This is a genomic window from Mesobacillus maritimus (assembly GCF_044803185.1).
Taxonomy (GTDB): Bacteria; Bacillota; Bacilli; order Bacillales; family Cytobacillaceae; genus Mesobacillus_B; species Mesobacillus_B maritimus_B.
Genome location: NZ_CP085225.1, coordinates 4,012,799 through 4,037,054 on the forward strand (window position 1 = coordinate 4,012,799; position 24,256 = coordinate 4,037,054).

Annotated in this window: 21 protein-coding genes, 1 pseudogene and 1 riboswitch; of the genes and pseudogenes, 2 read left to right on the plus strand and 20 right to left on the minus strand. The window is 38.8% G+C overall.

The features are described from left to right. Window positions 1-54 precede the first annotated feature (54 nt). Window positions 55-750, minus strand: a complete 696-nt coding sequence (prsW, locus tag LG336_RS19435) for a glutamic-type intramembrane protease PrsW (protein ID WP_404329138.1) — start codon at window positions 748-750, stop codon at window positions 55-57. 98 nt (window positions 751-848) lie between these two features. Between prsW and LG336_RS19440 the strand changes: the two genes are divergently transcribed. Further along, window positions 849-1,820 carry an asparaginase gene (locus tag LG336_RS19440; RefSeq protein WP_404329139.1) on the plus strand — a complete coding sequence of 324 codons (972 nt, stop codon included), beginning with the start codon at window positions 849-851 and terminating at the stop codon, window positions 1,818-1,820. 1,232 nt (window positions 1,821-3,052) lie between these two features. Here LG336_RS19440 and LG336_RS19445 read toward each other — a convergent pair. The 9 genes from LG336_RS19445 to LG336_RS19485 form a co-directional block, all read right to left on the minus strand. Beyond that, the gene (locus LG336_RS19445) at window positions 3,053-4,027 is read right to left on the minus strand and encodes a YpdA family putative bacillithiol disulfide reductase (RefSeq protein WP_404329140.1); all 975 of its coding nucleotides are present in this window, start codon (window positions 4,025-4,027) and stop codon (window positions 3,053-3,055) included. 122 nt (window positions 4,028-4,149) lie between these two features. Beyond that, window positions 4,150-5,427: a Glu/Leu/Phe/Val dehydrogenase gene (locus tag LG336_RS19450; protein WP_404329141.1), complete on the minus strand. Its 1,278-nt coding sequence runs from the start codon at window positions 5,425-5,427 to the stop codon at window positions 4,150-4,152. 141 nt (window positions 5,428-5,568) lie between these two features. After that, window positions 5,569-6,150: a genetic competence negative regulator gene (locus LG336_RS19455; protein ID WP_404329142.1), complete on the minus strand. Its 582-nt coding sequence runs from the start codon at window positions 6,148-6,150 to the stop codon at window positions 5,569-5,571. Between the two features lie 86 nt (window positions 6,151-6,236). Then, a complete protein-coding gene (locus LG336_RS19460; protein WP_404329143.1) occupies window positions 6,237-7,055 on the minus strand; it encodes a metallophosphoesterase in 819 nt (272 codons plus the stop codon). A 135-nt stretch (window positions 7,056-7,190) separates the two neighbouring features. Next, entirely contained in the window at window positions 7,191-7,649 is a 459-nt protein-coding gene (locus LG336_RS19465) for a YpbF family protein (protein WP_404329144.1), read from the minus strand. 91 nt (window positions 7,650-7,740) lie between these two features. After that, entirely contained in the window at window positions 7,741-8,478 is a 738-nt protein-coding gene (locus tag LG336_RS19470; RefSeq protein ID WP_404329145.1) for a LysM peptidoglycan-binding domain-containing protein, read from the minus strand. Beyond that, on the minus strand, window positions 8,471-9,076 hold the full coding sequence (locus tag LG336_RS19475) for a lysostaphin resistance A-like protein (RefSeq protein ID WP_404329146.1): 606 nt from the start codon (window positions 9,074-9,076) through the stop codon (window positions 8,471-8,473). Before LG336_RS19475 ends, LG336_RS19470 begins: the two co-directional genes overlap by 8 nt. Continuing rightward, on the minus strand, window positions 9,077-10,564 hold the full coding sequence (locus LG336_RS19480) for a RecQ family ATP-dependent DNA helicase (RefSeq protein WP_404329147.1): 1,488 nt from the start codon (window positions 10,562-10,564) through the stop codon (window positions 9,077-9,079). Continuing rightward, window positions 10,555-11,391: a helix-turn-helix domain-containing protein gene (locus tag LG336_RS19485; protein ID WP_404329148.1), complete on the minus strand. Its 837-nt coding sequence runs from the start codon at window positions 11,389-11,391 to the stop codon at window positions 10,555-10,557. Before LG336_RS19485 ends, LG336_RS19480 begins: the two co-directional genes overlap by 10 nt. 495 nt (window positions 11,392-11,886) lie before the next feature. On the opposite strand from LG336_RS19485, the gene LG336_RS19490 reads away from it, so the two are divergent. Next, entirely contained in the window at window positions 11,887-12,135 is a 249-nt protein-coding gene (locus LG336_RS19490) for a ferredoxin (RefSeq protein ID WP_221872444.1), read from the plus strand. Window positions 12,136-12,608: 473 nt separating this feature from the next. Here the strand turns inward: LG336_RS19490 and LG336_RS19495 are convergent. From LG336_RS19495 to rluB, 10 genes and pseudogenes are all read right to left on the minus strand, one after another. Continuing rightward, a pseudogene (locus LG336_RS19495) lies at window positions 12,609-13,186 on the minus strand (ECF transporter S component). A gap of 171 nt (window positions 13,187-13,357) precedes the next feature. Continuing rightward, a riboswitch (FMN riboswitch) is annotated at window positions 13,358-13,487 on the minus strand. A 168-nt stretch (window positions 13,488-13,655) separates the two neighbouring features. Beyond that, entirely contained in the window at window positions 13,656-14,600 is a 945-nt protein-coding gene (locus LG336_RS19500) for a peptidoglycan DD-metalloendopeptidase family protein (protein ID WP_404329149.1), read from the minus strand. 175 nt (window positions 14,601-14,775) lie between these two features. Then, entirely contained in the window at window positions 14,776-15,993 is a 1,218-nt protein-coding gene (locus LG336_RS19505) for a negative regulator of sigma-X activity (protein WP_404329150.1), read from the minus strand. Next, window positions 15,971-16,516 carry an RNA polymerase sigma factor SigX gene (gene sigX, locus LG336_RS19510; protein ID WP_404329151.1) on the minus strand — a complete coding sequence of 182 codons (546 nt, stop codon included), beginning with the start codon at window positions 16,514-16,516 and terminating at the stop codon, window positions 15,971-15,973. Before sigX ends, LG336_RS19505 begins: the two co-directional genes overlap by 23 nt. A 396-nt stretch (window positions 16,517-16,912) precedes the next feature. After that, window positions 16,913-18,697 (minus strand): ATP-binding protein, encoded by a 1,785-nt coding sequence (locus LG336_RS19515; RefSeq protein ID WP_404329152.1) that lies wholly within the window; start codon window positions 18,695-18,697, stop codon window positions 16,913-16,915. Continuing rightward, window positions 18,694-19,410, minus strand: a complete 717-nt coding sequence (locus tag LG336_RS19520) for a response regulator transcription factor (protein WP_404329153.1) — start codon at window positions 19,408-19,410, stop codon at window positions 18,694-18,696. The genes LG336_RS19515 and LG336_RS19520 overlap by 4 nt, the downstream gene beginning before the upstream one ends. A 288-nt stretch (window positions 19,411-19,698) precedes the next feature. Continuing rightward, window positions 19,699-20,886, minus strand: a complete 1,188-nt coding sequence (ccsB, locus tag LG336_RS19525) for a c-type cytochrome biogenesis protein CcsB (RefSeq protein WP_404329154.1) — start codon at window positions 20,884-20,886, stop codon at window positions 19,699-19,701. An 11-nt stretch (window positions 20,887-20,897) separates the two neighbouring features. Then, entirely contained in the window at window positions 20,898-22,526 is a 1,629-nt protein-coding gene (locus LG336_RS19530; protein WP_404329155.1) for a cytochrome c biogenesis protein ResB, read from the minus strand. A 364-nt stretch (window positions 22,527-22,890) separates the two neighbouring features. Beyond that, window positions 22,891-23,412 (minus strand): thiol-disulfide oxidoreductase ResA, encoded by a 522-nt coding sequence (gene resA / locus LG336_RS19535; protein WP_404329156.1) that lies wholly within the window; start codon window positions 23,410-23,412, stop codon window positions 22,891-22,893. 57 nt (window positions 23,413-23,469) lie between these two features. Next, window positions 23,470-24,201, minus strand: a complete 732-nt coding sequence (gene rluB / locus LG336_RS19540; RefSeq protein ID WP_404329157.1) for a 23S rRNA pseudouridine(2605) synthase RluB — start codon at window positions 24,199-24,201, stop codon at window positions 23,470-23,472. Window positions 24,202-24,256 lie beyond the last annotated feature (55 nt).

Genomic DNA, 24,256 nt, shown 5'->3' on the forward strand with positions numbered 1-24,256 from the left:
AACCCTATTTTTTGTAACAATTGTGCTTTTATGCAAGAAAATAGAAAAAACCCCTCATTTTCCTGAAATGAAGGGTTTTTCATAAATTATTTGTTGATTAAAATGCTTGTCACTCATTAGGCGTGCCTTTTTCACTTTTTTCAATCCTAAATACCAAAGGAAAATCATAAATGGAATCATCATGACCAGCCAATCCTCTAGAGTAATTAAGATATAATTATAACTTCCATGAAGGATGACAGGAATCAATAAGGATAAAAACAACCATTTGTGCTTGGAACCTGGTGAAAATTTGCTTTTGCCAAAATAGTACCCCATTATGACACCAAATAATGCATGACTAGAAACTGGAAGAAGCGCACGTCCGAAGGCATATTCAAGTCCATTGGCAAAAAGGTAAAAAATATTTTCAATCGTAGCAAAGCCTAGTGAAACAGATGCACCGTAGACAATGCCGTCATAGGGCTCATCAAATGATACATGCTGATAAATTGTATAATACAAAATAAACCATTTAAAAAACTCTTCCAATAACCCCATTGAAATGAAGGGTTCATAGAATAAGCCTTGTAAAACGTTTTCCACATTAAGGACGTATTGAATGAACATAATCGGAAAAACGAGTAGGGCGCCAAAAATAAATGTCTTAAAAACAATCGCAAACGGCTCGGAACCATATTGGTCTTTCAAATAAAAATAACTCATAAGTGCCAAGCCTGGAGCAATTCCAGCGGTTACAATTCCAAGCATTAGCTATCCTCTTTTCAAATTGTTTTAATAATCGTATCATGATATGGGTAGAAAGAAAATGAATACTTCTAAATCTACCAGAAGGGAGGTTCTAATTTTTGAAAAAAACAATCTTACTAATACATACAGGCGGAACCATTTCAATGAGCGAGGATACAAGGGGAGCCGTTAAACCCGGGGCTAAAAACCCTCTAACAGAAGAAGGTCAGATTCTCAGCAGTTTAGCTAACTTAATTGTAGAAGAGCCTTTTAATCTGCCTTCACCCCATATCACGATGAAAAATATGATGGAGCTTAAACAACTTCTTGAACGGTACAATCAGAGTACGGAAATTGATGGCGCCGTGATAACTCATGGTACCGATACGCTAGAGGAAACGGCGTATTTCTTAGACCTAAGTGTACAGGCTAATTTCCCCATTGTGGTAACCGGTGCGATGCGTTCAAGCAATGAAATTGGATCTGATGGTCTGTATAATTTAATTTCTTCTATTAGGGTGGCTTCTAGTAAAGAGGCACATAACAAAGGGGTTCTCGTTGTTTTAAATGATGAAATTCATACAGCAGAAAATGTAACTAAGACGCATACTAGTAATGTTTCTACCTTTCAAAGTCCTCAATTTGGACCAATTGGAATTGTTACCAAACAAGGTATCTTCTTCCATCATATGCCCTCCTATCGAGAGAATTACACTATTTCTGATTTATCAAAACAGGTTGTTCTCATTAAAGCCCATACTGGAATGGATGCCTCACTCTTCTATGCTGTAAGGGACTTAAAGATTAATGGAGTAGTCATTGAGGCTCTTGGCCAAGGAAATATGCCCCCTGCTACCGTACCAGGTATCAAAGCTTTACTAGACCATAACATTCCAGTTGTCGTTGTTTCACGGGCATTTAATGGGATTGTTCAGGATGTATATGCCTACGAAGGCGGCGGTAAACACCTAAAGGAAATGGGAGTCATATTTTCAAATGGTCTTAATGGTCAAAAAGCAAGGATAAAGCTTTTGGTTGCTCTAGCTAGAACAAACGACCTGAACGAAATAGCAGAAATGTTTAGACTGTAAGAAAAGCGCAAGCGCCCTGGTCAGCGGCGTATGGCCTGGAGCTCTCCAACTGAGATAAAGGAAACACGAAGAGCCGGAGGCGATTCGATGTTGACTTATCGTAGGGCGGAGAGCGAAGGACACTAGCCGCTAGGGCGCTGGAGCTGGACAATAGAAAAGCGCAAGCGCCCTGGTCAGCGGCGTATGGCCTGGAGCTCTCCAACTGAGATAAAGGAAAGTGAAAAGCGGAGGCGGCTTGTTCAACTCCGACTGGCATAAGACAACCCGGAATAGAAGGTGCTCTTTGCCTTCAATTCCGGGTTGGCTTATGACCTGAGGAGTTAGCCGCAGCAGCTAGACAACACGAAGAGCCGGAGGCGCATTCGTGCTTGACGCAATCGTAGGGCGGTAAAAATCCAAAACCCAAATTTTACTCGGAGAGCGAAGGACACTAGCCGCTAGGGCGCTGGAGCTAGACTATTCTCTATGTTAAAACTTTTATTACTTTCTTGCCGTTTGAAAAAAGCAGGCTGTAAGAAACCTAACGGGTTCTGTTTTGAAGTACAAAATACGAATTAACATTGCTTTTCGTAATAGTAATGCGCACTTGAATTAAAAAGCAATTCGGCAAGTAAATGATAAAAAATGGTTGGAGACATATGCTCCAACCATTTTTTATCCAAAGATAAGCACGGTTCAGCGATTTCCAAATCTTCAAGAATTGCTAGGAAATAAGCTACTAAAATAAGTGGAGAAATTCCCCTTATTAAGGAAATAGCACAAAAAATAGATTAAATAGAGGGAAAGATTCCGCCTATTTAATCGTAAAACATGAAAATGGACCATTTTGGTTTGCCTTAACGGGAAAAACTCCCCTTATATCCCCCGAACCGAGCCCTATTCTGCAGGCTAAAGGGAAAAACTCCCCTTATTTAAACAAGCAGAGGTTACTCAATTAAGGATAAGAAAGAATGTCTGCTTCATTTATCTGCCTCTCAGACATCCCCCCTCCCGCACACCAATTGGTATAACAATTAGCATGCGAATTTTCATGCTGACAAAAACTTATGACACCATGTTATAAGGGGTTCGAAATTCAGGGCGGATTTACCGTTCATTTTATTAAACCCCATATATATCAACAAAAGAAGCAGTCTAATTCAGTTGCGAATAGGACTGCTAATTGGGGTGCTAAATTAGTTTTTGTATTCGAAATCCGAATCCGTTATAAGAAACCGGCCTGCTTTTGCTTTTTATTTAACCTGCTCTTTTTCCTGGATTGCGATAGCAATTTGATCACCATGAAAGCGACCATTCTCAATGAAAATCTCATTGGCATTATTCCCAGCTGCAATTACTCCTGCAATAAAAATTCCAGAAACATTCGTTTCCATTGTATCTGGGTTAAAATTCGGTCGTCCCGTATAGTCATCGATTTCAACCTTCATTTTTTTCAGAAAACCATGGTCCGGGTGATAACCGGTCATCGCAAAAACAAAATCGTTTTTAATTGTTTTCCGACTATCTTCTTGTTCATAGTCAAGCTCTTTTTCTCTTATTTCCGTTACTTGAGCATTGAATTCCATCTTGATCACCTCATTACGAACTAGTGCTTCAAACTCAGGGAGAATCCAAGGCTTAATACTACTCGAATATTCCTTTCCTCGATACAATACTGTTACCCTGGCACCTGCTTTTACAAGCTCAAGGGCTGCATCCACACTAGAGTTTTTTCCCCCTATCACGGCTACATCCATATCGAAAAAGGGGTGTGCCTCTTTAAAATAATGAAAAACTTTAGGCAAGTCTTCTCCTGTAATCCCCATATAATTTGGATGGTCATAATACCCTGTTGCGACTACAACATAATTGGCGCTATATTCTTGTTTATTAGAAATAATTTTAAATTTCCCATCAACAGTCTTGTCAACACTTTCCACCTTTTCAAAAGCATGGATTCGAAGGTCCTCTCGTTTAACAACTTCACGATAATAAACTAGGGCCTGATTTCGTTTTGGTTTGTGTTCTTCGGTTATAAATGGAACATTACCAATTGATAACTTTTCACTACTACTAAAGAAGGTTTGATGTGTTGGATAATGATAAATGGCGTTGACGATGTTTCCTTTCTCGATGATTAGAGGATTTTTCCCCATTTTCTTTAGAGCAATCCCCGCAGCTAGACCACAAGGGCCTCCGCCAATAATAATAATATCTTCATTTGACATTTTTCATGGCACTCCTTCTCTTGACCCGTTAACCACTGTTGTATTTTATAGAGTATTTTATCAAAAAAAAATCTCCTATCTTAAATGATAGGAGATTTTACGTTAAGATTCAATCTGTTCGCTTAAATCCAGCCTCTAAATCTACTTGCCTCAGCCATTTTTCGCACACCTACCATGTAGGCAGCTAAACGCATGTCGACACGCCTACTCTGGGCGGTATTAAAGATATTATCAAAGGACTTAACCATTACCTTTTCTAACTTAGATTCTACCTCTTCTTCCGTCCAGTAATAGCCTTGGTTATTCTGAACCCATTCAAAATAGGATACGGTGACACCACCAGCTGAAGCCAATACATCTGGTACAAGCAGGATTCCTCGATCTGTAAGAATTTGTGTTGCTTCTAATGTAGTCGGTCCATTTGCTGCTTCGACAACGATACTTGCTCTAATATTATGAGCATTTTCTTCGGTAATTTGATTTTCAATCGCAGCAGGTACAAGGATGTCACAGTCAAGTTCAAGTAGCTCTTTATTTGAAATTGTATTATTAAAAAGCTTTGTAACGGTGCCAAAACTATCACGTCTGTCAAGCAAATAATCAATATCAAGGCCTTCGGGATCATAGAGAGCACCATATGCGTCAGAAATCCCTACAACCTTAGCACCAGCATCATGCATGAATTTAGAAAGGAAACTTCCTGCATTGCCGAAACCTTGAACGACTACTCTCGCTCCTTCTAATTCAATGCCCTTCTTCTTCGCTGCTTCACGAATACAAATCGTAACACCTTTCGCAGTAGCTGATTCTCTTCCATGTGAACCACCAAGAACCAATGGTTTACCTGTAATAAATCCAGGGGAATTGAATTCATCAATTCTACTATATTCGTCCATCATCCACGCCATAATTTGGGAATTAGTAAAAACATCTGGAGCAGGGATATCTTTTGTTGGACCAACAATTTGGCTTATAGCCCGAACATACCCACGACTTAATCTCTCTAATTCCCGGAAACTCATATCACGCGGGTCACAGACAATTCCACCTTTACCGCCACCATATGGCAAGTCTACGATTCCACATTTTAAACTCATCCATATTGATAGCGCTTTCACTTCTTTTTCCGTTACATTTGGGTGAAAACGAATGCCACCCTTTGTTGGACCAACTGCATCATTATGCTGAGCCCTATATCCAGTAAAGACTTTTACAGTACCATCGTCCATCCTAACTGGAATTTTGACTGTCATCATTCTTAACGGTTCTTTTAGTAACTCATAGACTTCGTCCGGATATCCTAGCTTCTCTAAAGCCTTATGAATAACAGTTTGCGTAGAACGCAGGACGTCAAGCTTTTCTTCTGTATTTGCATTTCCGTCATTTTGTGCGGCCACCATTCTTGAAATCCTCCTAAAATTGCAATTGCAGTTATAGACGCTTTCATGACATAGTATTACACTTTTAGAAAGTTAATGCAAGAATAATAAACGGTTCTTATTATTGTTTAAAACTAACAGCAGTCAAAAAAGACTGCTGTTTTAAAAAAAGTGATAAACCATTGTATCAACTGCATTTTCATCAATGATTTCCCTACCATATTCGATTAAACGATGGATGCTAAAAATCGATGGATTTCCATATTCCGCTAGCAAAGAAACCGTTTTATCAGGATCAGGTTGTAACCCATTCATTGATAAATAGTAAGTATCATTTAAAAAGTATAAGCTTCCTCCACCAATCCCAGCATCATATAATCGTTTGGACAGCTGGATCACATCTTCAATGTTGGCAAATTCAAAAAGAATAATTTCACGGCCTTCCATTGTAACCTGCATCTCAATAAAGCCCTCATCATCAAAGGGTACCTCATCTTGCTCCTGTTCTTCAACAGTCACAATCATAACCATGCCCTGGGCCTGCAATGAAAAAACTTCTACCGCAACTGTTCCAAGTATTTCAAGCCCCAATTCGTCACTTGCTTCTTCGAGCATATCATGAAATAACTGATTCCACTTCATCGAGTCTTTCCAAATATCTTCCTTGGATAACCCTCGATCCGAAAGGTCATCAGTCGTTAAAAATATTTTAATTTTATTATATGTTAACCTCTCTAAGCGCATATTCGTGCCCCCTGCCGTTAACGAAGCTCTTGTTTATAGTGTATGAGATAATTCTCGGAAGGTGAGTTTTTTTCTTTAGATACCTACTAACTATCTTGCCATCTTACAATCTCATCATCAACTTGGGAGCGCGAATTTGTGATCGTAATTAAATGCGTTTCTGCTTTTGCACCTAATCTTAATGGGAGAGTAGTCGTCCCATACCCATTGCTTACAAATAAAAGGGTATTCCCAACTCTTTTGATTCCTCCCTTTTCATACGGTCCAAAACCAAAAATTCGTATCTGACCACCATGGGTATGCCCACTAAGAACTAACTGGATTTGATGTTCCGGAGTAATCGAATGTATGATATCTGGATTATGACTAACTAATATTCTAAATGAGGATTCGTTTGAACCTTTAATTGCACCCTCAAGGTCACTTTGCCCCACAGTAGTATCATCTACACCAAGGAGAGCAACCATCGCTTGTTTACGACTTTTTATATAGAAAGCGGTATTTTCTAGAATCGTAACTTCCATCTTACCCATTAGTTCCCTAAGCTTATTAGTGTTAATTTCGTAGTCATTATTCCCCCAAACAAAATAAACAGGACCAATTTGCTTAAGACGCTCTAGATTCTCTTTGACTCGGTTTAAACGAACCCCTTTTTCTGCTAGGTCTCCCCCTATTATCACAAGTTCAGCCTTTCCCTTGGCATTTTCTACTATGGTGTCAGCAACTTTTCTTCTGTGAATATCAGAAATAAAAAAGATTGTTAACTTTTCAAAATCAAAGGGTAATTCTTGAAAATCTAAATGATGAGTCAGCGTTCTATCCGCATGGGCTTCTTGAAACATATGATAAATAAGGATACAAGCAACAATAATAATAACCAACATCATGCTTAAAAGGTATTCCATGTCTTTACCCTTTCTTATTAAAATAAAAACCTCTCATACAAAGTATAAGAGGAATTGAATTAGTTCTAGACTAGCATGAATCTTAAACAATTTCCAGAAACTGTTTGCTAGAGAAATGAGAATATTTCAGCATTCTTACTTATTCTCATGATATAAGTTAATATCAAATTTTTCTTTCATCATCTCAAAAACGATATGACGACTTTTCCATTCATGTTCTTTTTTCCATAAATCCTTACTCTTATCGATAATTTCACATCTCAAGGCATGAAATTCTTTTTCTGCTTTGTCACGTTTTTCTCTAAGAAGATTCATCAACCCAAAGAGACCTCCAGTTAAAATAAATAAATATAAATTACCTGAGTGACTGAAAAATGCCGAAAAAACTTCGTAAAAAGAATACGAGTAGGGTTTTATTGTCGTTTGATAAAGGTACAGAAGGAATAGTAAAGCCATACCCATTGTTAGTATCATTACAATTAAATGTTTCCTCTTAAAATCATCATACTTTCGCTTCCTCTTTACTACATTATTCAGCATTTGTTTTGTAGCCTGATCTGTACGGTCATCAAGGTGTATGATTGAATGCTCCATATCCACCCCTCCTCAAAAGGAATATATGACCTTGTCCTAATAAATATGTAAGTAGAGAATTTAAAAATAAGCCGGAGAAACCGACTTATTTTTAATTATCTAACGGAATTTTCAATATTTGTCCTAATTGAACCTCATCCCCCTGAAGGTTATTTGCATTCCGGATAATTTCCATTCCGTGTTGTGAGTTAAAGTAGGTAAGTGAAATTCTAAACAGATTATCCCCTTCCTTGACGGTATGATAGACAATCTTCTCCTCGGTCTGTACCACTTCTGAATTTGAGTCTCTAGTCTCTTGTTCTTGTTTAGAATCTAAATCTTGAGGTTTCTTAGCCTCAGCTGGGGAAACTTTATTGGAAACCTGTGTTTTTGGGGCAACAGTAGGGGGATTTTTACTGTCGGCTGGCGAAGGGACAGAATCCTTTGCTAATGGTGCAGGTTCAATAGATGATTTTTCCTCTGCCTCTATATCCTTCTCTTCAAAACTAACAGGTAGTGAGGGTTCTGTTTCCTTATTATTGCTATTTTTTTCGATACTAATTTTCTCATAGCCTCCGGACTTAATACCCCCATTTTCCCCGTGCCCGTCATGGTTATTTAAATAACTATAGGCGCTAAAAATGGAAATCGGCAATAATATAAAAAATAAAGCGAGGAGTCTAATAACTGGGTATTTTAATTTCCACTTATTTTTATTTCTCTTTGGTCTATGTAGTTTACTTCTAGGTGGTAATTCCTCCATTTCCGGACTAGCATTGTTACCTTTAGTCCGCACTATTTTTTTTCGGGTACGTTCTGCTTGATCACGGTAAGGCGCTTCCTTATTCATTTAATATCCCTTCCTGTTCCTGCTTATTTCTTACACTTATAGATAGACCCAGGAGAAAATCAATAATGAAATGCATCGTAATGGTTACGGCTAGATTCCCAGTCTTCATGTATATAAACCCAATAATAAAACTTAGAAAGATAATATTTAAAAATAAGAACCAATTAAATAAGTAACGATAGTGGACAAGAGCAAAAATAACACTTGAAACAATTAAACCAGTATGTGTTTGAATGATCCCACGGAATAAAATTTCCTCACTGAATGCAACCAATGCTGTGATAACAGCGATTTGAAGCACATTTTTATTACGGAAAATCCTTTCATTCAATCCCCCATCATCATAGAGCGACGGGGGGAGAAATTTCATCAGCGTTAAATCTGCTATCACTACTGCTACACCAGCCGTCGCTCCAACTTGCCAAATTAGCGGGTCAATCCATTGGATAAGTTCAAGGAAATCATCTAAGCCATCAAATAAAAATATGCCTAAAATAAGTGATACTCCTAACAACAAACCTTGCGTTAAGAAAAGATGGAACGACAACTCTTTATCTGATAAACCCCTTATAAGTTCTCTATACTGATCTCTTTTCATCTATAATCGCCTACTTAATAGCATCGTGGCCAGTTCTTGTTTCCAGTTAAAATTTTTATTAGTGTTATTTAAGCCTGTATTTTTCCTAAAATCACTTAAATTTAATCCACAAGAACTGCAACAATTTACCTTATCTACTGAAGCCTTTTCTTTGAAATAATTCAGGATAAACGTACGTTTGCAGCCTCTATGTTGAAGATACTCTAACACCATAGCAATTTTTTCTTTTTTAATTCGCAATCTGTCTGTTATATAATGGTAAAACTCCTCCTTAACGTCAGATGGGTTCACCCTTTCACGACTAGCAATATAGTTCGCCACTATTCTCCATTGAGTCTCGCTAAAGCCGCAAGACCGAATGAGCAAATCCTCATTCTCGGTTATATTCATTAAACTAAGCTGGTGATGCTGAATCACATTAAAAAGCATGTTAATTTGTTCTTTATCCGGGATTTCCCCTTCAGCTAGTTGTATGCTTAACTGTTCATCCCCTGGAGTATAAAGTAGAACAGCTAAACTGTTTTTGCCATCTCTCCCAGCCCTTCCAATTTCTTGTAGGTAGGATTCTAATTGAAGTGGCATATGATAATGAATGATATACCGGACGTTTTCTTTGTTAATCCCCATTCCGAATGCACTTGTTGCACATACAATGTTAAGTTGACCATGAATGAACTGCTGTTGAATTAGGATCCTCGCTTCTTGGTCAATACCTCCGTGGTAAGCCATTACTTGTTCCCCTCGACCGCGAAGCTTTGATGCCATTTGTTCTGCGATTTTTTTACTAGAAAAATAAATGATCCCTGGGCCTTCCAGATTTTCAACTAACTCGAATATCCTTTTTTGTTTTTCCTGCTGACCAACGATTTCAACTCCAATAGAAATCTCTGGTCGATCAACCGAAAATACGAATTCCTTCCAATTCTCCAGCTTAAGATACTTTGCTATATCCTTTCTGACCTCTTCAGTAGCCGTAGCGGTTAAAGCAATTGTCAATGGACTATTTAAAGCTTCCCTAACTTCACCAATCTTTAAATAATCAGGTCTAAAATCATATCCCCATTGTGAAATGCAATGAGCCTCATCGATAACCAAAAGGGCCACTTTTAATTCCCTCAATTTATTCACGATAAGTTCTGTCCTAAGCATTTCTGGAGAAACAAATATAAATTTATAGCTATTAAGTTGTTTTAGAATTTGTTTTTTCTCAAAAGGTGTTAAAAAGGAATTAATGGCTACTGCACGTTTTTCACCCAACGCCTTCATTTGCTCCACTTGATCTTGCATCAATGAAAGAAGGGGCGAAATAATAATCACTTTACCGTTTAACATATAGCCCGGTAACTGATAACAAAGTGATTTACCTGTGCCTGTAGGCAACATCGCGATAGTATCCTGTCCTCTAAGAACAGATTCAATTACTTCACGTTGACCTTTGCGAAAGGAGTTAAATTGAAAGTAATGGTGTAACGCCTGTTCTAATTCCACTTTTGACCACCATTTCTAGCTAATACAAGCCTAATTTCAAAATAATTCACATCATCCACCTGATCACGGATTTGTTTCAGCTTTTTCGCTGAAGTTTTTTTTGCAGCGTCCATAATTCTCTTTTGTTTATCAGGTTTGACGTATCCATTTAATTCAAATTCCTTTATATGGAGAGCTATTTCTACTATATGGTCTTCAATTGTGCTCATTTTAAGATTCCTCATTGCTGCTATTTCGTTCGGTAAGTACCCTTTCTGAAGAAGCTGGAAGGTTTTTTCCGTTGATAAAGTTAACGGAACTTCCTTTTGGACATCTTGAACCAAACTACTTAAAAGAGGAAAAGCGTTTTTAGTTAGGGAAACCGTATTGATCATATAATGCAGAATATTTAGGAATTCTAGTTGATAATGAGGATTGGTCATCTCAAGCTTCTCAGCTGCTTGTTCTGAGGTTAAACCTATCCTATTATGTCCAGTCAACCTGAGTACGAGTACAGCAGGATCAATGCTCTTTTCCTGTTGCAAACACTCTGTAAGTTCAGTGTAGAGCTGCTCAGCCAATTCATACCTATTTGTGTTTTGCCTTTTCAAGAAGCTTTTTAACCACTCTTTTGTTTCTTGTTTATTTTGAATTGGAATAAAACCTTTGTTTTGGTTAATTAAATTTGAAGATACTTGTACAAAAATAGATAACCGCTCCCAAAATAAAGTGGTAAGGTGATGGTACCTCCAACCCTCAAGAAACCTTGGGGGCATAGTTACATCTTTTTGAAACTCGTGAAGCTCCCTTTCACCCTCTTCTGTTAACCGATAATTTTCGCTAGACATTTGCTCAAGGAATCCCCTGCTTTGAATTTCCTTTATGATGGTTTCCATCTCATTTCTAGTGAGAAAGGGTAAGGCACGAAAAAAAGCAGTAAGGTTATATAAATGTGCATCCTGAATTGTCTGGGATGACTTTTTCCCTTGAAATAAGTGAAAAAGTGAATAAATGGACCGTTCATCTTTTATTTGGTTTAAACAATATAGAAAAACTGCATCCCTATAAGAAATTGCCATTTGATCACCCAAACCTGTGCTGTGTCTAAATTTCATTCATTAAGCAAATACTAAGTTCCTACCTTCATTTTAGCATGAATCGACAATTAATGACGAAAACTTCTTATATGTTTGGACGAGAATATTCAACGAAAATTATTCTCAATCTTTTTTTGTATTGAAAAGTTGGTGATACAGTTTTACAATAAACATGAGGCTGACGTTTTCATAAAACATTATTTCGAAAACGATACCAAACTGTTTAAAATACGGGAGGTTTTTTTCATGGCAAAGTATACGATTGTTGACAAAGAAACTTGCATCGCTTGTGGTGCTTGTGGCGCAGCAGCTCCAGACATCTACGATTACGACGATGAGGGCATTGCGTTTGTAACACTTGATGATAACGAAGGAATCGTTGAGATTCCAGACGTATTATTAGATGACATGATGGACGCTTTTGAAGGTTGTCCAACAGACTCAATTAAAGTAGCTGACGAGCCATTCGATGGTGACGCTTTAAAATTCGAATAGTAGTTTGCTATTAATAGAACCTCTGCTAATTCAAGCAGAGGTTTTATTTATCCATTTCTACTAATACAAAGGCTTTGTTAAAGTATATTGTTGATTTATCAGACGTTGATTGGAGCGGAAGGCAAGAAGACTCCTCGAAAATGAACTGCACATTTTCTCGTGCGTGGGCATATTCAAGGATGTAATTCAGTGTCCTGCGGGAGTACGGGGCAGGGGAGACCCCACAGGCACTCTAGCGCCGAGGAAATAAGCGGAAGCGCCTTTAGCAGCCCCGACAAGCGCTGGAAGGCTGACAGATGAAGTCGTTCTTTTACTTCAACTGACGGACTGAAGCGACTCGAGGGCTAGGCGCTGGATCTGGCCAGGCTCCACGGCATGCCCGCGAACCGCTCGTGCCTCGAGTGGAAATCAACAGGTACGTTTAACAGAACCAATACAAAAAAAGCAGCGGCTATGTCACCGCTGCTTTTTTCTTAAGCACTTTTATATTGTTGCCTACTAATCCAAGTAGACATTCTCGAAAACAATAACATGAATACCAATGAAATTAGTAAACCTTTAAAAATATTAAAAGGCAAGATACCTGTAACAATCATCGTTTTTAGTTCAGGGGCAGCCATAGCAGGCATATTTAGGAACAGAGTATAAGCTGGCATGATTACATAGTAATTTAGCACACTCATAACAATACTCATTACCACTGTCGCTATTACTAGAGCAAGCGTCATCCCTTTTTTAGTTTTTAATTTGTTATAAATATAATATGCCGGTAAAACAAACAAGATGCCAGCTACGAAATTAGCAATATGCCCCACTGGTACCCCAGTAGCACTTCCTGTCATAAAGTAATCTAATATATTTTTGAACAGTTCAACCAGCACTCCCGCAGCAGGTCCAAAGATTAACGCAGCTATTAACGCAGGTATGTCGCTAAAATCAATCATTAAAAAGTTTGGGAAGGCGGTATTGGAAAATTTAATAACATTAATACATAAGAAATACTGCTCAACATTCCAATTGAAACCAACGCCTTGACACTAAATTTTTTCATTTTCTTCCTCTCTCCTTTTTGAGATCCACCTCAAAGAAGAAAGGTTCAGCAAACCAAATGCACCTAGGAATTGAAAAACCCTCAAACCAAAGGCTTGAGGGAGATTATCCAAAGGAAGGTACACCTAATAAACATTCAAAAAATATAGCATTTTTTGAATGCCTGCAGAACCTCCACCTTCTCCCATCCAGACTTTACTGTCGGCTTTGGAATCGCACCAAATCCTGCCTTTCGGCTCGCGGGCTTAGAGTTTTCACTCATCACCGCCGGTCGGGAATTTCACCACGCCCCGAAGATAGATCATATTTTTTTATACAAATCTATTATACTTTAAGACCAAAAATTTGGAAAGCTTTATGTATGTGTCTTATTTATGACAAATCAACAATACTACAACATTGTTGATGGTCTGAAAGTACAAAAAGAACGAGCCTCGTTTCGCACTCGTTCCTATTTGTAAATTGGTTTCCTAATCAATTACTAACACTTGTTTAGGTTTTATGACATTAGAATCAAGTTTATTTTTCTTGATAATTTCCTTTACACTTGTACCTGTTTTCCTAGAGATTGAACTTAAGGTATCGCCTTTAGATACTATATAATGTTTCTCCTCGAACTTAGAGTAATTTTTTTCAATAAAGAGTTTTTGTCCAACTTTTATATTATTCCCTTCAATTTTATTAAGGGTTGCAAGGGTTTCAACTGTTGAATGATATTTTTGGGCAATAGACCATAATGTCTCACGAGGCTGGACTTGATGGGTGGTAAATTGTAACGAGTCCGCCCCTTCTTGAGAGCCCCTTATATTCTGTGGTGAGTGTAATTTCTGTGTGTTTTCTTCTGACTGGGCTTGACTAGAAGTTTCAATTGACCCACCCGGATTTGCCCTACTTTGTGCAACTACTGCCTGTCCTATTTCGGTCAATCCTAATGCACGATCAGGATCGATTACATTTTCTTTACTGTATGTCCATTCATCTTGATGAACTTCAAAATGCAAATGCACTCCTGAGGAATCACCTGTATTTCCCATTTCACCAATTTGTGTACCTTGCCGGACGCTGTCCCCTTCTTCCACATTTCTTTTATGTAAGTGTGCGTATACCGTCTCATAGTCATTCTGGTGCTTTATGAAAACGACATGACCGTATGTATCAGAGTAGTAAGATTTACTAACCACTCCGCCATCTACAGCATATATAGGGGTATTTAAATCCGCCGCTATGTCAATACCCATGTGCATTCCATTTCTTGTCCCAAAAGTGTCTGTAATCTCTCCATCCGCTGGCCAAATCCAATGCTCAGTTTGAACGGTCACACCTTCTGCTTTAGGACTCTTTCCCCCTAGAAAGAGTAAACTAATACAGAGTGCAATCAATCCCGCTATTAGAAGACGCCTAATATAGTCTCTCATTATGATCCTCCCTGATTTTGTACACTACTACCTCATACCGTATGAAAGCCTGTCCCAAAATAGAACCTTTTATCCATACACGAGGTATGCATAACAAACATGGAGTTATTATTTGGTAATCAACTGCAACTTTATGCAAATTTAGATAAAAAAAGAGCCTGAATTCTATTCAGACTTAGTTTAGTTCGATAAGTTTTTTGTTTGGCCCAACTGGTAATGGAATATCCTCAGCTAGGTGGAACGGTCCAATTTGCTCTATCCCTTGTCCTTCAACTCTTATTTTCTCGTATCCAAAGCTTTTAGCCGTTAGCATGATAGCCTCAAAATGATATAAAAATTGATTATTATGTGCCGTTTCGCCCGCTACTTTAACTCTAAGAGTTTGAGTATCGTCCTCTGCGGTAGAAATTTCTAACTCGGTATCTGTTGGAATTGAGGCTTGCAGACCAAGTTCAGCCTCTCCGACCTCCATTGCCGAATAAGCTTCCAAAATAGTATCAAATTCCTGCTCTGATGGAATCATATATGGACGAGGGTCACTAGCTAAATAAGAAAAATAGTAAGCACGGTTCTTGGATTCTTCTGTTTTAAGCTCATATATTTCACCATAATTACCTAAAACAATACCTTTTTCTCCTTCAGTAGTAAACCTAATGGTTTTAACCTTCCCAGTCGGGAATGATTCCTTTAAGGTTTTAGTGAAGGTCGTTTCAGCAGCTGAACCTAATCCATATTGGTGATTAGCCGGGACATCGACAATGACCGTTTCACTCGTTTGGTCATAGCTTAGATTTGCATCCAGTGGAAAGTATTCCGCCAGCCCCCATTTTTCTTCTGTTAACTTTGGCATCACCTCTTCAAACAGTTCAAACCATGTTTTATTGTCGATCCGCTCTAAAAGCACAGTTACAGGCACAGTTAATAAAGCATTTGGGTCAGGTATAGAAATGGTGAATGACTGATAACCATTTAAGTCACCGGGGTATACAGCACTTGGCTCTTCCATCAGCATTGTGTTAGGCACATTAACTTGTGATTCTTTATCCTCGGAAATCTCTATCTCTTCTGTAGCATACTCACTATCGGCAGCCTTGTTTTCAATCTCGGTGGCCTCTTCTATCATGGCTTCATTTTCGATGCCAGCCGATGAATCATTTCGACTCCTATCGCTAGCTGTATCTTGCAACCCTGTCAACTGTGGGGTAAGAATAAAAATCAGAATAAGAACAATCCCTGTTGCAAACCCAGGTATAAGCCATGTAGGCAAGCTTCTTTTCTCTTTTTTTTGTGATATTTTACGGTAAATTTCACGTGGATGACGATCATCACTAACCTTTGGTAACTCTCTTAGTAGGTCTTCAAGGTCTTTATCACTTAATCTCGATTTTCCCACTAGGCATCACCTCCTTATCCAGGTCTTCCATTTTCTTACGCAGTGTTTTAATTGCTCTATGTTGAGTTGTTTTCACTTTACTTTCTGTCCAAGTTAGCGACTCTGCTGTCTCACTTATCGATAATTCATGAATATACCTAAGAATGATTACCATTTTTTGGTCCATCGTACATTCATCTAAACACTGATAAATCAACTTTATCTCTTCCCGTTGTTGAGCAATCTCCTCTGGCAAAGGGACATCGTCGCTTATCTGTGTAGCTGAAAAGTCCATTTTATCAATCAGCCATCTTTTCCAGCCTTTTTGCTTACGAAAATGATCAATTGCCACATTTTTTGCAATCGAAAATAACCAAGTTTTTTCACTGCTATTCCCTTCAAAACGATCGTAAGCTTTGAGAACTCTGATATATACTTCTTGTACTAAGTCCTCAGCTAATTCTTTGTTTTTTACCATATAAAATAAAAACCGGTACAGGTCTTGGTGGTATTTTTGATATAAAACATCAAAAACGGAGTCCATCTCTTCTCCCCTCCGTATCACTAAATTAGTCGTTATTTATGTATAAAAAGTTTCAGTTTAACTATATTCTTTTAAACTGGAAATTGGAAGGATGAATTTTTTCCGTTCTTAAAAATCTTAGATATGGGAAACGTGGCTGTTGATTTCCACTCCAGGCACGAGCGGTTCGCGGGCAGTCCGGAAGCCTCCTCGTCGCTTTGCTCCTGCGGGGTCTTCCCTGGCCTTGCACTCCCGCAGGAGCCTTCGTGCCTTCCGCTCCAATCAACAATATAAAATCGACAATGACCAATAACACTGCCTAATTTTTAAGCAATACAAAAACCCCCTGCTAATAGTAGAGGGGGATAATTTGATAAATTTTTGTTCCTTGTGAATCAAGATAAGTCGGCAAGATTTTTACAGCAGTTCATTATTTCGTGGAATAAAAAAGGAAAATGTCGTTCCTTGTCCCAATTTGCTTCGCGCAGAAATATTGCCTTTATGTGCTTCAATGATATTGCGTGCGATAGCCAGACCAAGTCCCGTACCAGAACGGCCTCTCGTCCTAGACTTATCTCCTTTGTAAAAACGTTCAAATAAAAATGGGAGGTCCTCTTCATGAATACCTGGTCCATTATCACTTACTTCAAATAAAAGCTCTGGTCCCATTGATTTTACTGTCACTGTAATTACCCCAGACATTTGGATATGTCTAATTGCATTATCAAGAAGATTTGTAAGCACTTGTTCAATTCGATCAGGATCAAAAGGAAATTCTGCTGTTTCTGTTTCTATTACGGTATTAAGCTGAACATCCTTATCCTTTGCCAAGGTTTGAAACTTACGGGTAATCCTGTTAATATATGATTTCAGTTCCACATCCTGCAACTCTAGTTGAATATGACCTGCTTGCATACGAGCCAAATCCAATAGTTCATTTACAAGTCGCCCCATTCTCAGGGACTCGTCATAGATGATTTGAGCCATTTCCTGTTTTTCTTCATGTGTTTCCGCTATACCGTCCACAATCGCTTCACTATAGCCTTGCAACATCGATATAGGTGTCCGCAGTTCATGTGAAACATTTGCAATGAAGTCATCACGCAACTTATCGACTTTCCGCTCTTCCGTCATATCACGAACAACGGCCACTGCTCCACGAATTGTTTTCTTATTGAACAAAGGACTAATAATAATTACAAATGAACGCCCTTGAAGGGTAATCTCTCCTACCTGCTCATGTACTGTATTAACGGCAAGTTGGAAAAGCTCCATCACTTTAGAAGGTACAGCGTCTGTATTTTCTGAGGCACCCTGTTCGTAATACCAATATCGTAAGAATTGTTCTGCTGGTGGATTCGTTATCAGAATTGTCCCATCCCGATTGAAGGTTATCACACCATCTGCCATACTACTTAGAATGCTTGAGAGCTGCTCTTTTTCTTGACTCAGAGCATTCATATTAAATTTTAATTGTCGCCCCATTTGATTAAAGGCTGTTGCCAACTCACCTATTTCATCATTGGTGAGAATTGGTACCTTTGTATCAAACTTTCCTCGAGCAACCTCAAACGCGGCCTCGCGCATTTTACGAAGGGGTGCGTTAATTCTTGTTGATAGAAAGAAAGCAAAAATGGTCGTTAGGACCAGTCCCACACCAGCAGAAATAAGAATAATCTGCGTGGTCTGTTGCATTGTTTTTTCCATTACCTCAAGTGATTGGTATACGAATACTGCCCCATCACCGCCCTCAAAGTCGTGAAGCGGCACACCAATAATTAAAAATTGAGTTTCTGTTTGATTGTCTGAGGGGAAGGTAATAATTTTGTCGATTCTTTTATCTTCTACAAACACAGACAGCATTTCCTCATCCTCTAAAAAATAGGAGATTGGGATCCGCCGTGTTTCATCTGCCTCTGGAGAATAATAGTAGGTGGTCTCATCCTTAATCACAGCTGCATTCGTTACTTCATCTAAGAGACCCCAGGTTATCTCAAGCCCTATCCCAAGTTCATCTCCACCATGCTGCTGAAGATTTGTTGAAATCTTTTCAGCTGTATACGTTAAATCTTGCCTTGATTCATTGATGTTATAGTTTTCAAAAAACTCGAGCAGTAAAACGGTTAAGATGAACAGTACAAAGGATACTAGCAAAAGAATGGTAAACCATAACTTACCTACAACACTTCGCCAGAACATCATTCATTGACAACCTCGAATTTATATCCGACACCCCAAACTGTTACAATCATTTTTGCAGCTTGCTCGGATACCTTATTTAGTTTTTCGCGAAGTCGCTTAACATGGGTATCGACTGTTCTCAAATCACCAAAGAATTCATAATGCCAGACTTCTTTTAATAACTGTTCACGATCAAAAACTTTATCTGGTGCTTTTGCAAGAAAATACAATAATTCATATTCCTTAGGTGTTAAGCTAACCTCTTTGCCATCAGCAGTTACCCGATGAGCATCATTATCAATCGTTAAATGAGGGAAAACAATAACATCCTTTGTAGTTGTCTCTGTTTGCAAATAACTTGTACTTGACGAACGGCGAAGCATCGCTTTTACCCTTAATACAACTTCTCTTGGGCTAAACGGTTTTACGATATAATCATCTGTTCCTACCTCAAAGCCTTGAACTCGATTCACTTCTTCGCCCTTAGCAGTGAGCATAATTACAGGAGTTGACTTTTTCTCCCTTAAATCACGACATACTTCTATCCCATCTTTACCGGGCATCATCAAATCAAGCAGGATGACATCATAATCATTCGTGAGAGCTTTGTTCAGTGCCTCATTACCGTCTTCTGCTTCGTCAATGATGAAGTTTTCACGCTCTAAGTACATCTTTAGTAACCTTCTAATTCTTTCCTCATCGTCTACTACTAAAACTTTAATATCCTTCTCCATTTGATTAATCCCTCCTGTGAATAATTTTACTTAATGATTTACCATGTTGCTATCGTTTTTTATCTTATTCATAATGTTAACCTGTTCCTTTGCCTTAAAATAGACATATTTTCTGTATTGTATGTAGTTCCTTAGTCCATTTTATATTTATTAAAAAGAAACTGTTTAAACTTAAATGGTGGTTTCCGCTCCAATCCACGAGTGAAAAATCAACAATATACTTTAACGCAGTCTTTATAAAAAAGCCTTCACTAAAATTTATAGTGAAGGCTCCAGAAGGTCTCGGCATTAAGAGCCTGCATAGGAGTGCAATCCGGCTATCACTAGGTTAACGACGATTAGGTTAAACATAATGATAAAGAAACCGATGATGGCAAGCCATGCTGATTTTTCTCCATGCCAACCTTTAGACAAGCGGAGATGTAAGAAAGCCGCATAAAATAGCCAAGTGATTAAAGCCCAAACCTCTTTTGGATCCCAACCCCAGAACCTTGTCCAGGCGATCTGTGCCCATATCATGGCAAAGATAAGGGCACCGAGTGTAAACACAGGGAAACCTATCAAAACCGAACGGTAGCTAATTTCATCCACTAAATCTAAGTTGATGTTTTTTACAAGCGGTTGTAAAGATGCCGCTATACGCTTGCGTAAAACTAACCTTAAAAGCCAATAAAGAACCAGTCCGCCTACTAATGACCAGATGACCGTATTTAATTTTACAGAATCGATGATTGCAGGTGTTTCGATGAGTGGCTCAAACCTGCCCTCTGTTATCAACTCACCCTCATTCGGTCCAATTAACGCAGGAATTTTATATTCATATACTCCTGCAGCACCATTTTTATCAATATAGTTAAATGTTGCTTCATAATTAACCATTGAAAATCCGGTTGTAATCAAAATAAAAGCTACAACACTTACTAGTGAATACATAATCGTTTCGAGCCAAAAAGTTCGCTTGCTGCTTACAGTCTGCTCGACTGCTTTCACTAAGTAAATAATACCTGCCGCAAAGGAAATAGCTAGGATAGCTTGGCCCAGCGCAGCTGTTGTAACGTGAATATGAAGCCAATCACTTTGTAGTGCTGGGATAAGCGGCGAAATTTCACGCGGAAACATACTTGCGTAGGCAATAATAAGAATGGCTACTGGAAGAGTGAATACCCCGAGCCAAGGTGTTTTGTATATATAATAGATAAAGATAAATGCTCCTACTAAGCACATCCCGAAAAACGTTGTAAACTCGAAAAGGTTACTTACTGGTGCATGTCCAGCTGCAATCCATCTTGTAATAAAATAGCCTAATTGAGCAACAAAACCGATTATCGTGATAAGGATTGCCAGTTTTGCCCATTTATTATTACCTTCAATTTTTTGGCCCTCTTTTTTTGCTTTAATCGATCCTCCAAAAAAAGCTGTTGCAACCAAGTAACAAACAAAAGCGATATAAAGTAAATTTCCGCTTAATTCAACCATGTTTCTCCCCCTTAACTTAACCTTCCATCTTCATCCTGCTGTTGGTCCATTGGCACATTTAGACCTGTGCCCTCGAATATAACTTCAATTTCCCTTTTTAGACCATGCCAGTTTTTATTGGTATGTCCTGCAACCCAAACTTTGTCTCCCATCCGTCTAATCCATATACGACGATGGTTCCAATAAGAACCTTGAGCGACACCAATCATAAAGATTATCCCACCTAGACCAAGAAACCATAGGGTTGAATCTTTTCTAACTGTTAACCCAGAGACATTCTTCGTTTCGACTGCTTTAAAGGCCATTTTATACTTATTGTCCCCTAGTGGTTCTATTGTCTCTTGAATCGCAACAAAACTTACCTCCCCTTCAGGCTTATCTGGTGCGGTCATTTCAAAGACAAAAGCTGGATTATTGGGCACTCTTGATTTGGTTGATGGCTCGCCATCTTCATTAAATTCAAAATCCGGGAAATAGCTTTTAACTTCTACAGAATATCCGTCTCCAAGGTCATACTGCTTTTCTGGATTATTTAAATCAATTTGAATTTCCCCAAACTCCTCTTCCGTCTCTTTGCTTTGCAGAGTAAAAGTCATTTTATGAAGTTCGTTCAATTTATAATCCACTTGATACAGCGCTAGTCCATCTATTTTTAGAGGTTCATTTACCCGTATCTCTGCGTCTCTAACTTTCTCAAGCTCTGGTTGTTCTCCAGGTACAGACTCCCCCTGCTTCTCATATAGAGTAACATTGGCCTGATACGTCTTTACCACCCCACCTGCCCGGTCCAGAGCTTGTCCAAACACCTCTCCATCCTTTTCCTTATCATACAACTCAACAATAAATTGATTGTTTTCTAGATAATATTGTCCGTCGGTAGCTGGGATTGTTTTGGTTTCCCCTTCTCTTAACCACAAGGTCTCATCGACATACATTCCAGGCACGAAACGAAGCATTCCACCTAGGAGGAAAATAATAAGACCAATATGATTTATATAGGGACCCCATCTGGCAAACCTGTTCTTTTCAGCAAGGATGTTACCATTTTCCTCACGGATTTTATACCGTTTTGATTTCATGTTTTCAATAAGAGTAGCAACCATTTCTTGATTTTGCGGAGCTTCAGAAATGCCATATAGTCGCTGACGTTTCAGAAAACCCTCATGCCTAGCAACCCGCTGATTATTCAGTGCTCGATACAATGGAATTACACGATCTAGGCTACAGATAACAAGTGAAACTCCAATTAGTGCAATCAGCAATAAATACCACCATGAACTGTATAAATCGTGAAAGCCAAGCTCATAGTAAAGTCTCCCAAACCATCCATATTCATTTTCGTAATGTTGGATCGCTGGTATATTTTGCGGAATATACATTACCTGAGGTAGGATGGTCCCAAATATCGAGGCCAACAAAGTAATAACAATTAACCAAACACCGACTTTAACGGAAGAGAAAAAGTTCCATATTTTATCGATAATTGTTTTATTATACGTTTGTGACCTTCGTGCACTCCCTTCATATCTCATATCCAGAAGCTTCTTATCTTTTTCTTTTTCTTCTAGTACCTTCCCACATGATTCACAAAGGACAGTCCCATGTGGATTCACGTGACCGCATTCGCATTTTACATTCATCTCCCAAAACTCCCCGTTTTCACTGGTTAGATAAAAAATATAATCTTAGGTTTTGTCTATATTCAGCGCTTCCGCTTTTCGTGTTTGTCCAGCTACAGCGCCTAGGGGCTCGGGTCATAAGCCAATCCGTCCAGAAGGTTAAAGATCAACCTTCTAGCCGGCTCGTCTTATGCCTGTCGCCCCTGAGCAAGGCGCTTCCGCTTTTCGTGTTTGTCCAGCTACAGCGCCCAGCGACTAGTGGACTTCGCTCTTCTCCGCAACGATTGCGTCAACATCGAATCACTAGCGCTCTTCGTGTTTCCTTTATCTCAGTCGAAGGGCTCCAGTCCATACGTCGCTGAACGGGCGCTTCCGCTTTCCGTGTTTATGGTTGGATTTCCTCCATAAATTCATTGACTTTAGCTTGAGTTAGTTCACCTGTATGTGAACGCACTACTTCCCCGTCCTTATTAATTAAGAAAGTTATCGGAAGTGGATTAATACCATAGGCTTCTTGGACTTGTCCTTTATCAATCATCACTGGAAAGGTAAGGTTATGCCGTTGGATAAAATTATTAACTGCCAAGTCTGACTCCCCAACATCTACGGTAAGTACCTTTACTCCCTTATCCTTAAACTCATTGTAGGACTTCTCTATATAAGGCATTTCCCGCTCACACGGCTTACACCATGTTGCCCAAAAGTTAAGGAAGACACCTTCCCCACGATAATCAGATAGTCTATGTTTTTCCCCATTCATATCCACCAATGCAAAGTCAGGTGCCGTTTTCCCGATCGCAACCTTTTGAACGGCGTCCTTAGTAAAGTTTGCGTAGAGTGTGTAACCAACCGCTGCGGCAAGAATCACTAGTATAACCGTACGAATGACTAGTCTTCTCTTTTTCATTCTCTCTCCTCCCCAATCTCAAAACATTATATCATTTGCTATAAAAATGGGACGAAATTATTTATTCTTTTTTTTCATTGCTAATACCCTTAATTGTTTGACCTCATGCGGAGTCAACTCCTTTGCTTCTCCTGCATTTAATCCATGTAGCGTCAATGTCCCGTAGCGTTCTCGTTTTAGTTTCATGACAGGGTGACCAATCGCCTCAAACATTCTTCTTACTTGGCGGTTTCTACCTTCATGAATTGTCAACTCAACAATTGATGTCTCAGCCTTCTTATCAAATGAAATTAGTTTTACTTTTGCTGGGGCTGTTTTTCCATCCTCCAGACGAATTCCTTTTTCTAGGCTTCGCAATTTTTCCTTTGAAGGAATGCCTTTTATTTTCGCTACATAGACCTTTTCAACTTCACTACTAGGATGCATCAATAAATTGGCGAACTCACCATCATTGGTCAAAAGAAGTACTCCTGAAGTATCATAGTCTAATCTTCCCACTGGATAAATTCTCTGTTCGATATGTGCAAAATAATCGGTAACTACTTTTCTACCCTTGTCATCACTTACGCTAGAAATGACTCCTCTCGGTTTATAAAGCAAGAAATAAACAGGTTCCTCTCGTTCCAACGGAACACCATTGACAGAAATTTTGTCAGATGAACCTACCTTAACACCTAACTCTTTTACTACACTTCCATTCACCGAAACTTTTCCCTCAAGAATCAATTCTTCCGCTTTTCTTCTTGAAGCAATTCCTGCATGTGCGATTACCTTCTGCAGCCTTTCCATGCTGATCACTCCTATATCATATCGACATTTTTTGATTATTTTCCTACCATAGCTA

What these genes read in the sequence shown, in the direction of transcription:
- prsW (WP_404329138.1), bottom strand. Translation starts at nt 750, where the DNA reads ATGCTTGGAATTGTAACCGCTGGAATTGCTCCAGGCTTGGCACTTATG.
- LG336_RS19445 (WP_404329140.1), bottom strand. Translation starts at nt 4,027, where the DNA reads ATGTCAAATGAAGATATTATTATTATTGGCGGAGGCCCTTGTGGTCTA.
- LG336_RS19450 (WP_404329141.1), bottom strand. Translation starts at nt 5,427, where the DNA reads ATGGTGGCCGCACAAAATGACGGAAATGCAAATACAGAAGAAAAGCTT.
- LG336_RS19455 (WP_404329142.1), bottom strand. Translation starts at nt 6,150, where the DNA reads ATGCGCTTAGAGAGGTTAACATATAATAAAATTAAAATATTTTTAACG.
- LG336_RS19460 (WP_404329143.1), bottom strand. Translation starts at nt 7,055, where the DNA reads ATGGAATACCTTTTAAGCATGATGTTGGTTATTATTATTGTTGCTTGT.
- LG336_RS19465 (WP_404329144.1), bottom strand. Translation starts at nt 7,649, where the DNA reads ATGGAGCATTCAATCATACACCTTGATGACCGTACAGATCAGGCTACA.
- LG336_RS19470 (WP_404329145.1), bottom strand. Translation starts at nt 8,478, where the DNA reads ATGAATAAGGAAGCGCCTTACCGTGATCAAGCAGAACGTACCCGAAAA.
- LG336_RS19475 (WP_404329146.1), bottom strand. Translation starts at nt 9,076, where the DNA reads ATGAAAAGAGATCAGTATAGAGAACTTATAAGGGGTTTATCAGATAAA.
- LG336_RS19485 (WP_404329148.1), bottom strand. Translation starts at nt 11,391, where the DNA reads ATGTCTAGCGAAAATTATCGGTTAACAGAAGAGGGTGAAAGGGAGCTT.
- LG336_RS19490 (WP_221872444.1), top strand. Translation starts at nt 11,887, where the DNA reads ATGGCAAAGTATACGATTGTTGACAAAGAAACTTGCATCGCTTGTGGT.
- LG336_RS19500 (WP_404329149.1), bottom strand. Translation starts at nt 14,600, where the DNA reads ATGAGAGACTATATTAGGCGTCTTCTAATAGCGGGATTGATTGCACTC.
- sigX (WP_404329151.1), bottom strand. Translation starts at nt 16,516, where the DNA reads ATGGACTCCGTTTTTGATGTTTTATATCAAAAATACCACCAAGACCTG.
- LG336_RS19515 (WP_404329152.1), bottom strand. Translation starts at nt 18,697, where the DNA reads ATGATGTTCTGGCGAAGTGTTGTAGGTAAGTTATGGTTTACCATTCTT.
- LG336_RS19520 (WP_404329153.1), bottom strand. Translation starts at nt 19,410, where the DNA reads ATGGAGAAGGATATTAAAGTTTTAGTAGTAGACGATGAGGAAAGAATT.
- ccsB (WP_404329154.1), bottom strand. Translation starts at nt 20,886, where the DNA reads ATGGTTGAATTAAGCGGAAATTTACTTTATATCGCTTTTGTTTGTTAC.
- LG336_RS19530 (WP_404329155.1), bottom strand. Translation starts at nt 22,526, where the DNA reads ATGAATGTAAAATGCGAATGCGGTCACGTGAATCCACATGGGACTGTC.
- resA (WP_404329156.1), bottom strand. Translation starts at nt 23,412, where the DNA reads ATGAAAAAGAGAAGACTAGTCATTCGTACGGTTATACTAGTGATTCTT.
- rluB (WP_404329157.1), bottom strand. Translation starts at nt 24,201, where the DNA reads ATGGAAAGGCTGCAGAAGGTAATCGCACATGCAGGAATTGCTTCAAGA.